Genomic DNA, 14,819 nt, shown 5'->3' on the forward strand with positions numbered 1-14,819 from the left:
GTGTCCACGCTTCCCACCACCCCGCAGTCCGCCGACTCCCCGGCCACCGGCACCGCCCGCGTCAAGCGCGGCATGGCCGAGCAGCTCAAGGGCGGCGTGATCATGGACGTCGTCAATGCCGAGCAGGCGAAGATCGCCGAGGACGCGGGCGCAGTGGCCGTCATGGCCCTGGAGCGGGTGCCGGCCGACATCCGCAAGGACGGCGGCGTGGCCCGGATGTCCGACCCGAACATGATCGAGGAGATCATCGAGGCCGTCTCCATCCCCGTGATGGCCAAGTCCCGCATCGGGCACTTCGTCGAGGCCCAGGTCCTGCAGTCCCTCGGCGTCGACTACATCGACGAGTCCGAGGTGCTCACCCCGGCCGACGAGGTCAACCACAGCGACAAGTTCGCCTTCACCACCCCGTTCGTCTGCGGGGCCACCAACCTGGGCGAGGCCCTGCGCCGTATCGCCGAGGGCGCGGCCATGATCCGCTCGAAGGGTGAGGCCGGTACCGGGAACGTCGTCGAGGCCGTCCGCCACCTGCGTCAGATCAAGAACGAGATCGCCCGGCTGCGCGGCTACGACAACAACGAGCTGTACGCCGCCGCCAAGGAGCTCCGCGCCCCGTACGAGCTGGTCAAGGAGGTCGCCGAGCTCGGCAAGCTGCCGGTCGTGCTGTTCTCCGCGGGTGGCGTCGCCACTCCCGCCGACGCGGCGCTGATGCGCCAGCTCGGCGCCGAGGGCGTCTTCGTCGGATCCGGCATCTTCAAGTCCGGCGACCCGGCCAAGCGCGCCGCCGCCATCGTCAAGGCCACCACCTTCTACGACGACCCGAAGATCATCGCGGACGCCTCCCGGAACCTGGGCGAGGCCATGGTCGGCATCAACTGCGACACGCTGCCCGAGGCCGAGCGCTACGCCAACCGTGGCTGGTAAGCACTGATGAGCGACACCCCTGTGATCGGAGTCCTGGCTCTCCAGGGCGACGTACGGGAACACCTGATCGCCCTGGCCTCGGCTGATGCCCTGGCCAGGCCGGTCCGGCGTCCCGAGGAACTCGCCGAGGTCGACGGCCTGGTCATTCCCGGTGGCGAGTCCACCACGATGTCCAAGCTGGCGTCCCTGTTCGGCATGCTGGAACCGCTGCGCGAGCGGGTACGGGACGGAATGCCGGTCTACGGCACCTGTGCCGGAATGATTCTGCTCGCCGACAAGATCCTCGACCCGCGCTCGGGCCAGGAGACGGTCGGCGGGATCGACATGATCGTGCGCCGCAACGCCTTCGGACGGCAGAACGAATCCTTCGAGGCGGCCGTGGAGGTCGCCGGTATCGAGGGTGGCGCGGTCGAAGGCGTGTTCATCCGCGCCCCATGGGTGGAATCGGTCGGCGCACGCGCCGAGGTGGTGGCGGAGCACGGCGGTCACATCGTCGCCGTACGCCAGGGGAACGCCCTGGCGACGTCCTTCCATCCCGAACTGACAGGGGACCACCGGGTTCACGCCTTGTTCGTGGATATGGTGCGCGCAGTCGGCTGACTCGATCCCGGTAGGATCTCTCGGGTTCGAATCGATTTTGGTGACGCGAAGGAGAAGGCAGATGTCCGGCCACTCTAAATGGGCTACGACGAAGCACAAGAAGGCCGTGATCGATGCCAAGCGCGGCAAACTCTTCGCGAAGCTGATCAAGAACATCGAGGTCGCGGCGCGCACCGGCGGTGTGGACCCCGATGGAAATCCGACCCTTGTGGACGCGATCCAGAAGGCCAAGAAGAGCTCCGTACCGAACAAGAACATCGACTCCGCGGTCAAGCGCGGCGGTGGTCTCGAAGCGGGCGGCGTCGACTACCAGACGATCATGTACGAGGGTTACGGCCCGAACGGTGTCGCGGTGCTCATCGAGTGCCTCACCGACAACCGCAACCGTGCCGCGTCCGACGTGCGTGTCGCCATGACCCGCAACGGCGGTTCGATGGCCGACCCGGGTTCGGTCTCGTACCTCTTCAACCGCAAGGGCGTCGTGATCGTCCCCAAGGGCGAGCTGACCGAGGACGACGTCCTGGGTGCCGTGCTCGACGCGGGCGCCGAGGAGGTCAACGACCTCGGTGAGAACTACGAGGTCGTCAGCGAGGCCACCGACATGGTCGCGGTCCGCACCGCGCTCCAGCAGGCCGGCATCGACTACGACTCCGCCGAGGCCAACTTCCTGCCCACCATGCAGGTCGAGCTGGACGAGGAAGGTGCGCGCAAGATCTTCAAGCTGATCGACGCGCTGGAGGACAGCGACGACGTCCAGAACGTCTTCGCCAACTTCGATGTCTCGGACGAGGTCATGGAGAAGGTCGACGCCTGAGCCACGCTCGGCACAGCCTTCACCGACGGGCCGACGGGGACACACCCCGTCGGCCCGTCGCATTGTCAGTGCGAGCCGATAGCCTGCGGGAACAGTTGACCGATCGGTACGGAGGGGGCGTCCATGCGGGTACTCGGTGTCGACCCGGGGCTGACCCGGTGCGGTGTCGGTGTCGTCGAGGGCGTCGCGGGCCGGCCCCTGACGATGCTCGGCGTAGGTGTCGTCCGGACGCCGGCCGATGCGGAACTCGGCCATCGGCTGGTCGCCATCGAACGCGGCATCGAGGAATGGCTCGACAAGCACCGGCCCGAGTTCGTCGCCGTGGAGCGGGTGTTCAGCCAGCACAACGTTCGTACCGTGATGGGCACCGCACAGGCCAGCGCGGTCGCCATGCTCTGCGCGTCCCGGCGAGGCATACCGGTCGCCCTGCACACCCCAAGCGAGGTCAAGGCGGCCGTCACCGGCAGCGGCCGCGCGGACAAGGCGCAGGTCGGCGGGATGGTCACCCGCCTGCTGAGACTAGACGCCCCGCCGAAACCCGCCGACGCGGCCGACGCCCTCGCGCTCGCCATCTGCCACATCTGGCGAGCCCCCGCCGTCAATCGCCTCCAGCAGGCGCACGCGGCAGCGGCCGCGGCGGCCCGCACCCCGCGCGTTCCCCGTACACCCGCAGTTCCCGTCCGGAAGGTCCCCCGATGATCGCCTTCGTCAGCGGCCCAGTCGCCGCACTCGCCCCGACCACGGCCGTGATCGAGGTCGGCGGCATCGGCATGGCCGTCCAGTGCACGCCGGACACCCTCGCCGGCCTCAGGATCGGCAAGGAGGCAAGGCTGGCCACCTCCCTCGTCGTGCGGGAGGACTCGCTGACCCTGTACGGCTTCGCCGACGACGACGAGCGGCAGGTCTTCGAGCTGCTCCAGACCGCCAGCGGGGTCGGCCCCCGGCTCGCCCAGGCCATGCTCGCCACCCACAGCCCGGACGCCCTGCGGATCGCCGTCGCCACCGGCGACGAGAAGGCGCTGACCGCCGTCTCCGGCATCGGCAAGAAGGGGGCGCAGAAACTCCTCCTCGAACTGAAGGACAGACTCGGCGAGCCCGTCGGCGCCCACATCGGCCAGCAGGGCATCGGCACCCCGGTCACCTCCTCCTGGCGCGATCAGCTGCAGGCCGCCCTGATCGGTCTCGGCTACGCCACCCGTGAGGCCGACGAAGCGGTCGCCGCCGTCGCCCCGCAGGCCGAGGCGGCGCTGGCCGAGAGCGGGCAGGCGCCCGTGCCGCAACTGCTGCGCGCCGCGCTGCAGACCCTCAACCGCGCGCGCTGACCCGAGCGCGCCACATCCGGGGTACACCCCGACGCCGGGCCGGGCACCGCGCGGCACCGAAACACCCGAGGCGGGACAGACTGAATGAACTGGGACGAGACCGGACCCGACACCGACGAGCGATTCGACGAGCGCCTCGTCGCCGCCGGCGCGGACGGCGAGGACACCGCGGTCGAAGCGGCACTTCGGCCGAAGGACCTCGACGAATTCGTCGGCCAGGAGAAGGTGCGCGAACAGCTCGACCTGGTTCTCAAGGCGGCCAGGGCCCGCGGCGCCACCGCCGACCACGTCCTGCTCTCCGGCGCGCCCGGCCTCGGCAAGACCACCCTGTCCATGATCATCGCGGCCGAGATGGGCGCGCCGATCCGGATCACTTCGGGCCCCGCGATCCAGCACGCGGGTGATCTCGCCGCGATTCTCTCCTCCCTCCAGGAGGGTGAAGTCCTCTTCCTCGACGAGATCCACCGCATGTCGCGGCCGGCCGAGGAGATGCTGTACATGGCGATGGAGGACTTCAGGGTCGACGTCATCGTGGGCAAGGGCCCCGGGGCCACCGCCATCCCGCTGGAACTGCCGCCCTTCACCCTGGTCGGCGCCACCACGAGGGCCGGACTGCTGCCGCCCCCGCTGCGCGACCGGTTCGGCTTCACCGGGCACATGGAGTTCTACGCCCCCACAGAACTGGAACGCGTCGTCCACCGCTCCGCGCGCCTGCTCGACGTGGCGATAGACACGGACGGAGCAGCCGAGATCGCCGGGCGCTCCCGCGGCACCCCCCGTATCGCCAACCGGCTGCTGCGCCGCGTCCGGGACTACGCCCAGGTCAAGGCCGACGGGCGGATCGACCGCGCCGTCGCCGCCGCGGCGCTTGGGGTGTACGAGGTGGACGCCCGCGGCCTCGACCGGCTGGACCGTGCGGTGCTCGGCGCCCTGCTCAAGCTCTTCGGCGGCGGTCCCGTAGGGTTGTCCACGCTCGCGGTCGCCGTGGGCGAGGAGCGCGAAACCGTCGAGGAGGTCGCGGAGCCCTTCCTGGTACGCGAAGGACTGCTGGCCAGGACGCCGCGCGGGCGGGTCGCGACACCCGCGGCCTGGGCCCACCTCGGTCTCGTGCCTCCGCAGTACGGCGGAAAGGGACAACAGGGCCTGTTCGGGGCGTGATGCGTCACAGGTTCACCCGGACAGGAACCACCGGGCGTCGTCGGGCGTTGTTCCATCGATGCGGACTCGCTTAGACTCCGCCGATGCCGCCCTTACAGGTCGGTGTACCCACCCCCGTAGATCAGGCCGCCTTCCAGCGCGGTCGTGCGAAGGAAACTCGTCCCGTGAATCCCGTGACTCTCCTCCCCTTCATCGTGCTCATCGGGGCCATGTTCCTGATGACGCGGTCCGCCAAGAAGAAGCAGGCGGCCGCTGCCCAGATGCGCAATGAGATGCAGCCCGGCACCGGCGTCCGGACGATCGGCGGCATGTACGCCACCGTCAAGGAGCTTCACGACGACACGGTCCTCCTTGAGATCGCGCCCGGCGTCCACGCCGTTTACGCCAAGAACGCGATCGGTGCCGTCCTCGACGATGCCGAGTACAACCGCATCGTCCACGGCGACGGCGAGGACGCCCTCGACCTCGACGGCACCGTCGTGCCGGACGACGCCTCCTCGCTGACCGAGACGGGCGACGACGAGGACACCTCGGACGACGCCAAGATCGACCTGGGCAAGAAGGCCGAGGCCGACGACGCCGAGCCGACGGACGCCGGGTCCGACAAGTCCGACAAGAAGTCCGAGGGCAAGACCGACGGCGAGGCCGACGCGAAGTAACCCACGACCCGGGGAGTGTCGCGAGCCCACCGGCGCCCGGCACTCCCCGGACCGTGCGATCTTCTGCGGGGGCGGGTCCCCACTACACTTCGTGGCCGCTTGGGCGCGTACCCGGCGCGGGGCGGTTGGACAGGGAGAAACGAGAAGGTGGCAGCACCGAAGAAGAGCCGAGGGCCGGCCGGCGGTCAGGGCAGGCCGGGGCGTTCCCTGGCTCTGATCCTGATCGCCATGGTCGCGCTCACCGGCGGGATGTTCTTGTCCGGTCACACCACGCCCCGGCTTGGTATCGACTTGGCGGGCGGCACATCCATCACGCTCAAGGCGCAGAGCCAGCCCGGTAAGCCGGACGCGATCAATCAGACCAACATGGACACCGCGGTCAGCATCATCGAACGCCGTGTCAATGGTCTGGGTGTCTCCGAGGCCGAGGTCCAGACCCAGGGCCGGGACAACATCGTCGTCAACATCCCCAAGGGGACGAACTCGCAGCAGGCCCGGGACCAGGTCGGTACGACCGCCCAGCTCTACTTCCGGCCCGTGCTCACCGTCGCTGCGGGGACGCCGACGCCCAAGGACAGCGCAAGTCCCTCGCCCTCCGGTTCGCCGAAGCCGGGCGAGTCCGCCGACACGGGCGGGAAGACGTCCGGCTCCACGGCCGCCCCCTCGGCCACTGCCACCACCCAGGGCCGTGCGGCCACCGGCGCCCTGCTGAAGGACACGACGCCCAGCCCCAACGCGTCCGGCACGCCGAAGGCGTCCACGACCCCCTCCGCCTCCGACGCGGCCACCGCCGCGCTGGAGAAGAAGTTCAGCGCCCTGGACTGCTCCACGAAGGCGGGCCGGGCGTCGGCAGGCACGAATGTGAAGCCCACCGAGCCCACCGTCGCGTGCAGCTCCGAGGGTGACGCCAAGTACATCCTCGGCCCGGCCGAGGTCTCCGGCACGGACGTGGACAGCGCCAAGGGCGCGATCAACCAGCAGAACGGTCAGTGGATCGTTCAGATGGAGTTCACCAAGGGCGGCGCCAAGAAGTTCCAGAAGATCACGGGCCGGCTCGCGCAGCAGCAGTCGCCGCAGAACCAGTTCGCCATCGTGCTCGACGGCGAGGTCGTCTCGGCGCCTTACGTGCGCACGGCGCTGAGCGCGAACGCCGAGATCTCCGGCAGCTTCGACCAGCAGTCCGCCGAGGACCTCGCCAACGTGCTCTCCTACGGTGCTCTGCCGCTCAGCTTCAAGGAGCAGACCGTCACCACCGTCACGGCCGCTCTCGGGGGTGAGCAGCTGCGAGCGGGTCTGATCGCCGGCGCCATCGGACTGGCCCTGGTCATCGTCTACCTGGTGAGCTACTACCGCGGCCTGGCATTCATCGCCCTTCTGAGCCTTCTGGCCTCGGGCATCCTGAGCTACACCCTCATGGCGCTGCTCGGCCCGGCCATCGGCTTCGCGCTGAACCTCCCGGCGGTCTGCGGTGCCATCGTGGCCATCGGTATCACCGCGGACTCCTTCATCGTGTACTTCGAGAGGATCCGCGACGAGATCCGCGAGGGCCGCACCCTGCGTCCCGCCGTCGAGCGGGCGTGGCCGCGTGCCCGGCGCACCATCCTGGTCTCCGACTTCGTGTCGTTCCTCGCCGCGGCGGTCCTCTTCGTCGTCACCGTCGGCAAGGTCCAGGGCTTCGCCTTCACGCTGGGGCTCACCACCTTGCTCGACGTGGTCGTGGTGTTCCTCTTCACCAAGCCGGTCATGACGATGCTGGCCCGTACGAAGTTCTTCGCCAGCGGCCACCCGTGGTCCGGTCTGGATCCGAAGCGGCTCGGCGCCAAGCCACCACTGCGCCGCTCGCGCCGTGTCAACGCCCCCACCGACCACCCGAAGGAGGCGTGAGATGTCGCGACTCGGCACTCTCGGCGCCCGTCTCTACCGCGGCGAAGTCGGCTACGACTTCATCGGCAAGCGCAAGATCTGGTACGGCGTCTCGATCCTGATCACCATCACGGCCATCGTCGGCCTGGCGGTCAGTGGCCTGAACATGGGCATCGAATTCAAGGGCGGTGCCGTCTTCACCACCCCGAAGACGAGCGTGAGCGTCGACGAAGCGGAGAACATCGCGACCGAGGCGTCCGGCCATCAGGCGATCGTCCAGAAGCTCGGCAACGGCGGTCTGCGCATCCAGATCACCGAAGTCGACACCGCGAAGTCCGACCAGATCAAGACCCAGCTCTCCAAGGACCTCGACGTCCCGACCGAGAAGATCGCCGCCGACCTGGTCGGCCCCAGCTGGGGTGAGCAGATCGCCAACAAGGCCTGGACCGGCCTCGGCGTCTTCATGGTTCTCGTCGTGATCTACCTGGCCATCGCCTTCGAATGGCGGATGGCCGTCGCGGCCCTGGTCGCACTGATCCACGACATCACCATCACGGTCGGTGTCTACGCCCTGGTCGGCTTCGAGGTCACCCCGGGCACCGTGATCGGTCTGCTGACCATCCTCGGCTACTCCCTCTACGACACGGTCGTCGTGTTCGACAGCCTCAGGGAGAGCACGGACGGCATCACCAAGCAGACCCGGTGGACGTACGGCGAGATCGCCAACCGTTCGATCAACGGCACCCTGGTCCGCTCCATCAACACCACGGTCGTGGCCCTGCTCCCCGTCGCCGGTCTGCTCTTCATCGGCGGCGGCGTCCTCGGCGCCGGCATGCTGAACGACATCTCGCTGTCGCTGTTCGTCGGCCTCGCGGCCGGTGCGTACTCCTCGATCTTCATCGCCACCCCGCTCGTCGCCGACCTCAAGGGACGCGACCCGCAGATGAAGGCGCTGAAGAAGCGGGTGCTCGCCAAGCGTGCGGCAGCCGCCGCCAAGGGCGAGTCCGCCGAGGACGAGCGGCCGGAGGACGGCCTCCCGGCCCCCGCTGCCGCGGTCGTCGGCCAGCGCCAGCAGCCCCCCAGGGGCCGCGGCCGGACCCCGGGGAAGCACTGATGACCAGCAGCACCACCGAGAGCATCCGTGAGCTCCTGCTCAGCCGGATCCGTGACGTGCCGGACTACCCCAAGCCGGGCGTGATGTTCAAGGACATCACCCCGCTGCTCGCGGACCCGGCGGCGTTCGCGGCCCTCACCGACACTCTCGCGGAGATGTGCGTACGGCACGGCGCCACGAAGGTCGTCGGCCTCGAGGCACGCGGCTTCATCCTGGCCGCCCCGGTCGCGGTGCGCGCAGGTCTCGGGTTCGTACCCGTCCGCAAGGCGGGGAAGCTGCCCGGAGCCACGCTCAGCCAGGCATACGAGCTGGAGTACGGCACGGCCGAGATCGAGATCCACGCGGAGGATCTGTCCGTCGGCGACAGGATCATGGTCATCGACGACATCCTCGCCACCGGTGGCACCGCCGAGGCGTCGCTGGAGCTGATCCGGCGGGCCGGCGCCGAGGTCGCAGGCGTCGCGGTCCTCATGGAGCTCGGCTTCCTGGAGGGGCGTGCCCGCATGGAGCAGGCCCTGGCGGGTGCTCCGCTGGAGGCTCTCATCCACGTGTGAGCAAGGCGTACATGAATCGGGTGTCCAGGGTTCTTCTGGACACCCGATTCGCATGTGCGTATCAGAACCAGCGAGAAGGCAGCTAAGCGATGGCTCAAATTCGCTTTCGCACAGCATGGTTACCTGATTGGATCTTCCTGATGTCACCGACCAGACATCTCAACGGAGGAATCACATGAGGATTTCGCGCAAGATCGCCACGGGGGCGGTTTCTCTTCTTTCGTTTGCCGCAATAGCTGTGGGGGTTGCTCCTGCGAATGCGAGCCCGGTAGCTGTGCCCGCCCCGACCACCCCGGGTGCGAAGGGCGTCTGCTCGGGCTGGAAGAACGCCGGGTCGATCCCGGGGAAGTGGAGCACGCTCAACGACGGCTGCGCCCACTTCGGTTTCAAGGGCATGAAGATGGTCTACGGCTGGAAGGTCTTCAAGGGCGGCAGCATATGTGTGCAGGCCAAGGGCTTCAATGCCAAGGGCAAGAAGACCTGGTACAAGGCCGGCTGCGGAAAGAGCGGCCAGATCACGGTGCCGTGGGGCAACGTCGCCGCCAACAAGGAGATGAAGGTCAAGGGGGCAGCGCTGCTGCGCTGGAACTGAGGTTTCATCCGACCTCGGTCGGGCCTGCGCGCAGCGGCCTACGGCCCTGAGGGAGAAGAGCAGAAGGCGGTGCGCCTCGCCGCCCGTACGGTCCGGACGGCGCCTGTGGCCGTATGGCGGGGGGGTCCGCGGTTCCTCCTCGGGCCGGGCCGACGCTCGGGCCACCGGTCCATGACGGGCTCGCCGCACTCGCAGGCACCAAGGACGGGCACCCGGGAACAACCGGGTGCCCGTCCCGCGTTCTCAGGGGTCCCACGGTCCCCGGGGGAGGTCCGGCCACAGGATCGATACGATGGCCTTTCCGGGTATCCGGATCCGCATGAGGAGCGCTCTTGCCAGACGAGGCCCAGCCAGTCGCCGCCCCGCAGCCCGACAAGCCCGCGGCGGCCCCAGCCACGCCTGGGAAGAAGCAGCCCGCGCAGAAGCCGAAGCCTCCGGCCCCCGAGCCCGGCACGGGCCCGGAGCGGGCCGGTGCCGCGACGCTGCGCCCGGCGCCCGCTGCCCCCGCCCAGCCGGTCGTCCCCGCCTCCTCGGCCGCGTCCGCCCCGAAGCCCCCGGCGAAGCCGGTGACCCCGGCCGCTCCCGCGACCCGCTCGGGCGGATCCTCCAACCGGGTCAGGGCCAGGCTCGCCCGCCTGGGCGTGCAGCGCTCCAGCCCGTACAACCCGGTCCTGGAGCCGTTGCTGCGCATCGTCCGCAGCAACGACACCAAGATCGAGACGGCCACGCTGCGCCAGATCGAGCGCGCCTACCAGGTCGCCGAGCGCTGGCACCGCGGCCAGAAGCGCAAGAGCGGCGACCCGTACATCACGCACCCGCTCGCCGTCACCACGATCCTCGCCGAGCTCGGCATGGACCCTGCGACGCTCATGGCCGGGCTGCTGCACGACACCGTCGAGGACACCGAGTACGGCCTGGACACCCTGCGCCGCGACTTCGGCGACCAGGTCGCCCTGCTCGTCGACGGCGTCACCAAGCTGGACAAGGTCAAGTTCGGCGAGGCCGCGCAGGCCGAGACCGTGCGCAAGATGGTCGTCGCCATGGCCAAGGACCCCAGGGTCCTCGTCATCAAGCTCGCCGACCGGCTGCACAACATGCGCACCATGCGCTACCTCAAGCGGGAGAAGCAGGAGAAGAAGGCCCGCGAGACGCTTGAGATCTATGCCCCGCTGGCACACCGCCTGGGCATGAACACCATCAAGTGGGAGCTGGAGGACCTCGCCTTCGCGATCCTCTACCCCAAGATGTACGACGAGATCGTCCGCCTGGTCGCCGAGCGGGCCCCCAAGCGCGACGAGTACCTCGCCATAGTGACCGACGAGGTCCAGGCCGACCTGCGCGCCGCCCGGATCAAGGCCACCGTCACCGGCCGCCCGAAGCACTACTACAGCGTCTATCAGAAGATGATCGTGCGGGGCCGGGACTTCGCCGAGATCTACGACCTGGTGGGCATCCGGGTCCTCGTCGACACCGTCCGCGACTGCTACGCGGCGCTCGGCACCGTCCACGCGCGATGGAATCCGGTCCCCGGCCGGTTCAAGGACTACATCGCGATGCCCAAGTTCAACATGTACCAGTCGCTGCACACCACGGTGATCGGTCCCAGCGGCAAGCCCGTCGAGCTGCAGATCCGTACGTTCGACATGCACCGCCGCGCCGAGTACGGCATCGCCGCGCACTGGAAGTACAAGCAGGAGGCCGTCGCGGGCGCCTCCAAGGTGCGCACCGACGTTCCCAAGAACACCGGACGGGGCCAGGACACCGTCAACGACATGGCGTGGCTGCGCCAGCTCCTGGACTGGCAGAAGGAGACCGAGGACCCCAGCGAGTTCCTGGAGTCCCTGCGTTTCGACCTCTCCCGCAACGAGGTCTTCGTCTTCACGCCCAAGGGCGACGTCATAGCGCTCCCCGCGGGTGCGACACCGGTCGACTTCGCGTACGCCGTGCACACGGAGGTCGGCCACCGGACCATCGGCGCGCGGGTCAACGGGCGGCTCGTACCGCTCGAATCGACCCTCGACAACGGCGACCTGGTGGAGGTCTTCACCTCCAAGGCGGCCGGCGCCGGGCCTTCCCGCGACTGGCTGGGCTTCGTCAAGTCGCCCCGCGCCCGCAACAAGATCCGCGCCTGGTTCTCCAAGGAGCGCCGTGACGAGGCGATCGAGCAGGGCAAGGACGCCATCGCGCGTGCCATGCGAAAGCAGAACCTGCCGATCCAGCGCATCCTGACCGGCGACTCCCTGGTCACCCTCGCCCATGAGATGCGCTACCCCGACATCTCCTCCCTGTATGCGGCGATCGGCGAGGGCCATGTGGCCGCCGCCGGTGTCGTGCAGAAGCTGGTGCAGGCGCTCGGTGGCGAGGACGCCGCCAACGAGGACATCGCGGAGAGCTCACCGCCCTCGCGCAGCCGCGGCAAGCGCCGCTCCAACGCCGATCCGGGTGTGGTCGTCAAGGGCGTCGAGGACGTCTGGGTCAAGCTCGCCCGCTGCTGCACGCCCGTACCCGGCGACCCGATCATCGGCTTCGTCACCCGCGGCAGCGGCGTCTCCGTGCACCGTGCCGACTGCGTCAACGTCGACTCCCTGTCGCAGCAGCCGGAGCGGATCCTCGACGTCGAGTGGGCGCCGACCCAGTCCTCGGTCTTCCTGGTCGCCATCCAGGTCGAGGCCCTCGACCGGTCGCGGCTGCTCTCCGATGTCACCCGCGTCCTGTCCGACCAGCACGTCAACATTCTGTCGGCGGCCGTGCAGACCTCCCGGGACCGCGTCGCCACCTCGCGCTTCACCTTCGAGATGGGGGACCCGAAACACCTCGGGCACGTCCTGAAGGCGGTACGGGGCGTGGAGGGCGTCTACGACGTCTACCGGGTGACCTCGGCGCGCAGGCCGTAGAGGGCGCTTCACGCGAAAGGGCCCCTTGTACACGTCCTGGGACATGTACAAGGGGCCCTGCCGTACACCGGTCAACGGACGAGGCCGGTCGGCGGCGGGTACCGCCTGCTCAGCCGCCGAACTCCTCCAGGCCCTTGAGCGCCTGGTCCAGCAGTGCCTGCCGGCCTTCGAGCTCCTTGGCCAGCTTGTCGGCACGGGCGTTGTTGCCCGAGGCGCGGGCTGTGTCGATCTGCGTACGCAGCTTGTCCACGGCCGCCTGCAGCTGACCGGTCAGACCGGCGGCACGCGCACGCGCCTCCGGGTTCGTCCGGCGCCACTCCGACTCCTCGGCCTCCTGGAGCGCCCGCTCCACCGCGTGCATCCGCCCCTCGACCTTCGGGCGGGCGTCACGCGGCACATGGCCGATGGCCTCCCAGCGCTCGTTGATGGCCCGGAACGCGGCCCTGGCCGCCTTCAGGTCCTTCACCGGCACCAGCTTCTCGGCCTCGACCGCGAGCTCCTCCTTGAGCTTGAGGTTCTCGCCCTGCTCCGCGTCCCGCTCGGCGAAGACCTCGCTGCGGGCGGCGAAGAAGACGTCCTGAGCACCGCGGAAACGGTTCCACAGATCGTCCTCGGCCTCGCGCTGGGCGCGGCCTGCCGCCTTCCACTCCGTCATCAGGTCGCGATAGCGGGCGGCCGTCGCTCCCCAGTCCGTGGAGCCGGAGAGCGATTCGGCCTCGGCGACCAGCTTCTCCTTGGCCTTACGGGCCTCCTCGCGCTGGGCGTCCAGCGAGGCGAAGTGGGCCTTGCGGCGCTTGGAGAAAGCCGAGCGGGCGTGCGAGAAGCGGTGCCACAGCTCGTCGTCGGACTTGCGGTCGAGCCGCGGCAGACCCTTCCACGTGTCGACGAGCGCACGGAGCCGCTCACCGGCGGAGCGCCACTGCTCGCTCTGCGCCAGCTCCTCGGCCTCGGCGACCAGCGCCTCCTTGGCGTGCTTCGCCTCGTCGGTCTGCTTCGCCTTCTGGGCCTTGCGCTCCTCGCGCCGCGAGTCGACCGTCGCGACCAGCGCGTCGAGTCGCTTGCGCAGCGCGTCGAGGTCTCCGACGGCGTGATGCTCGTCCACCTGGAGCCGCAGATGCTCGATGGCGGTCGTGGCGTCCTTCGCCGACAGATCGGTGGTCTTCACCCGCCGTTCGAGGAGGCCGATCTCGACCACAATGCCCTCGTACTTGCGCTCGAAGTAGGCCAGAGCCTCCTCGGGGGAACCCGCCTGCCACGATCCGACGACCTGTTCGCCATCGGCTGTACGCACGTACACGGTGCCCGTCTCATCGACGCGGCCCCACGGGTCGCTGCTCACAGCGCCTCCTCCACCTGATGCCCGCGAGAGGGTTCGCCCCCCTGGCATCGTCCACAGTTTCCTGGGGCGGGCAGCGCCCGCCCTGCACAACGCCAATCTAGGCGACCGGCCGCCCGGCTGTCCGCACTCAGCGCGGCCGAAAATAATCCGGCCCGCCTCGCCGTCACCGGCCGGCCCGGTCCCGTCACGACTTGTCGACAGCGACCTTCGAGATGTCCACGGCCTTCTTCGGCGCACCGTCGGCCGCTCCGCCGGCCACCCCCGCCGCACCGATGTCCTTGACGGCCTTCAGGGAGGCGTCGTCCATCGTGCCGAACGGCGTGTAGGTGGGCGGCAGTTTGCTGTCCTTGTACACGAGGAAGAACTGGCTGCCGCCGGTGTGCGCCTGGCCGGTGTTGGCCATCGCCACCGTACCCGCCGGATATGTGACCGTGCCGTCCTTGCCCGCCTTGCCCAGCGCCGTCAGATTCTCGTCGGGAATCGTGTAACCGGGGCCGCCGGTGCCGTCGCCCTTGGGGTCACCGCACTGCAGGACGAAAATGCCCTGCGTGGTCAGCCGGTGGCACTTCGTACCGTCGAAGAAGCCCTTGTCGGCCAGCGACTTGAAGGAGTTCGTGGTGTGCGGGGTCTTCGCCCCGTCCATCGTGAACGCGATGTCGCCCTGGCTCGTCTTGAGCGCCATCGTGTACTTCGCTTTTTTGTCGATCTTCATCGCGGGCTCGGGCGCGCTGCTCTCGCTCGCCGACGGGGAACCCGAGGGGCTTGCGGCCGCGTCGCTCTTGTCCTTCTTGCCGTCGCCGTCGATGGCGAGGTACGCACCGACCCCGACGACCGCCACCACGGCCACCGCGGAAGCGATGACGACGGTCAGCCGCCGCGTCCTGCGGCGGGCCTCCTCCCGGCGCTGCTGCTGCCGCTCGAACTTCTCCCTGGCGAGCTGCCGCCGCCGCTGATCGCTGCTGACCACCGGGTGATCTCCTTGTGGGTCG

The 14,819-nt window shown here is 69.1% G+C and carries 14 protein-coding genes; 12 read left to right on the plus strand and 2 right to left on the minus strand.

The features are described from left to right. The 12 genes from pdxS (at position 1) to ACIQCZ_RS27020 (ending at position 12,491) form a co-directional block, all read left to right on the plus strand. Positions 1-921: a pyridoxal 5'-phosphate synthase lyase subunit PdxS gene (pdxS, locus tag ACIQCZ_RS26965; RefSeq protein WP_093898403.1), complete on the plus strand. Its 921-nt coding sequence runs from the start codon at positions 1-3 to the stop codon at positions 919-921. A 6-nt stretch (positions 922-927) separates the two neighbouring features. Further along, positions 928-1,521, plus strand: a complete 594-nt coding sequence (pdxT, locus tag ACIQCZ_RS26970; RefSeq protein WP_351074294.1) for a pyridoxal 5'-phosphate synthase glutaminase subunit PdxT — start codon at positions 928-930, stop codon at positions 1,519-1,521. Between the two features lie 61 nt (positions 1,522-1,582). Next, positions 1,583-2,335 (plus strand): YebC/PmpR family DNA-binding transcriptional regulator, encoded by a 753-nt coding sequence (locus ACIQCZ_RS26975; protein ID WP_402285517.1) that lies wholly within the window; start codon positions 1,583-1,585, stop codon positions 2,333-2,335. A gap of 123 nt (positions 2,336-2,458) precedes the next feature. After that, a complete protein-coding gene (ruvC, locus tag ACIQCZ_RS26980) occupies positions 2,459-3,034 on the plus strand; it encodes a crossover junction endodeoxyribonuclease RuvC (RefSeq protein WP_402285519.1) in 576 nt (191 codons plus the stop codon). Next, positions 3,031-3,657 carry a Holliday junction branch migration protein RuvA gene (gene ruvA, locus ACIQCZ_RS26985; protein WP_376285779.1) on the plus strand — a complete coding sequence of 209 codons (627 nt, stop codon included), beginning with the start codon at positions 3,031-3,033 and terminating at the stop codon, positions 3,655-3,657. Before ruvC ends, ruvA begins: the two co-directional genes overlap by 4 nt. A gap of 84 nt (positions 3,658-3,741) precedes the next feature. Continuing rightward, the gene (gene ruvB, locus ACIQCZ_RS26990; RefSeq protein ID WP_402285522.1) at positions 3,742-4,815 is read left to right on the plus strand and encodes a Holliday junction branch migration DNA helicase RuvB; all 1,074 of its coding nucleotides are present in this window, start codon (positions 3,742-3,744) and stop codon (positions 4,813-4,815) included. A 164-nt stretch (positions 4,816-4,979) separates the two neighbouring features. Further along, positions 4,980-5,474: a preprotein translocase subunit YajC gene (yajC, locus tag ACIQCZ_RS26995; protein ID WP_402285525.1), complete on the plus strand. Its 495-nt coding sequence runs from the start codon at positions 4,980-4,982 to the stop codon at positions 5,472-5,474. Positions 5,475-5,621: 147 nt separating this feature from the next. Continuing rightward, complete coding sequence (gene secD / locus ACIQCZ_RS27000) at positions 5,622-7,358, plus strand: protein translocase subunit SecD (RefSeq protein ID WP_402285528.1); 1,737 nt, start codon at positions 5,622-5,624, stop codon at positions 7,356-7,358. Position 7,359: 1 nt separating this feature from the next. Next, positions 7,360-8,451, plus strand: a complete 1,092-nt coding sequence (gene secF, locus ACIQCZ_RS27005) for a protein translocase subunit SecF (protein ID WP_402285530.1) — start codon at positions 7,360-7,362, stop codon at positions 8,449-8,451. Further along, the gene (locus ACIQCZ_RS27010; RefSeq protein ID WP_402285532.1) at positions 8,451-9,005 is read left to right on the plus strand and encodes an adenine phosphoribosyltransferase; all 555 of its coding nucleotides are present in this window, start codon (positions 8,451-8,453) and stop codon (positions 9,003-9,005) included. Before secF ends, ACIQCZ_RS27010 begins: the two co-directional genes overlap by 1 nt. Before the next feature lie 274 nt (positions 9,006-9,279). After that, positions 9,280-9,597, plus strand: coding sequence for a hypothetical protein (locus ACIQCZ_RS27015; protein WP_402285535.1), 318 nt, complete (start codon positions 9,280-9,282; stop codon positions 9,595-9,597). A 332-nt stretch (positions 9,598-9,929) separates the two neighbouring features. Then, the gene (locus tag ACIQCZ_RS27020; RefSeq protein WP_402285537.1) at positions 9,930-12,491 is read left to right on the plus strand and encodes a RelA/SpoT family protein; all 2,562 of its coding nucleotides are present in this window, start codon (positions 9,930-9,932) and stop codon (positions 12,489-12,491) included. A 109-nt stretch (positions 12,492-12,600) separates the two neighbouring features. On the opposite strand, the gene ACIQCZ_RS27025 is transcribed toward ACIQCZ_RS27020, so the two are convergent. Together ACIQCZ_RS27025 and ACIQCZ_RS27030 are read right to left on the minus strand one after the other, a co-directional pair. Next, positions 12,601-13,830, minus strand: a complete 1,230-nt coding sequence (locus tag ACIQCZ_RS27025; RefSeq protein WP_402285540.1) for a DUF349 domain-containing protein — start codon at positions 13,828-13,830, stop codon at positions 12,601-12,603. Between the two features lie 184 nt (positions 13,831-14,014). Then, positions 14,015-14,797: a peptidylprolyl isomerase gene (locus tag ACIQCZ_RS27030; protein WP_402285542.1), complete on the minus strand. Its 783-nt coding sequence runs from the start codon at positions 14,795-14,797 to the stop codon at positions 14,015-14,017. Positions 14,798-14,819 lie beyond the last annotated feature (22 nt).

It is taken from the genome of Streptomyces sp. NPDC093149, from assembly GCF_044754145.1.
Classification (GTDB): Bacteria; Actinomycetota; Actinomycetes; order Streptomycetales; family Streptomycetaceae; genus Streptomyces.

Bases quoted from the DNA above. Each gene is read 5' to 3' on its own strand.
- pdxT (WP_351074294.1), top strand. From the start codon at position 928: ATGAGCGACACCCCTGTGATCGGAGTCCTGGCTCTCCAGGGCGACGTA.
- ACIQCZ_RS26975 (WP_402285517.1), top strand. From the start codon at position 1,583: ATGTCCGGCCACTCTAAATGGGCTACGACGAAGCACAAGAAGGCCGTG.
- ruvC (WP_402285519.1), top strand. From the start codon at position 2,459: ATGCGGGTACTCGGTGTCGACCCGGGGCTGACCCGGTGCGGTGTCGGT.
- ruvA (WP_376285779.1), top strand. From the start codon at position 3,031: ATGATCGCCTTCGTCAGCGGCCCAGTCGCCGCACTCGCCCCGACCACG.
- ruvB (WP_402285522.1), top strand. From the start codon at position 3,742: ATGAACTGGGACGAGACCGGACCCGACACCGACGAGCGATTCGACGAG.
- secF (WP_402285530.1), top strand. From the start codon at position 7,360: ATGTCGCGACTCGGCACTCTCGGCGCCCGTCTCTACCGCGGCGAAGTC.
- ACIQCZ_RS27010 (WP_402285532.1), top strand. From the start codon at position 8,451: ATGACCAGCAGCACCACCGAGAGCATCCGTGAGCTCCTGCTCAGCCGG.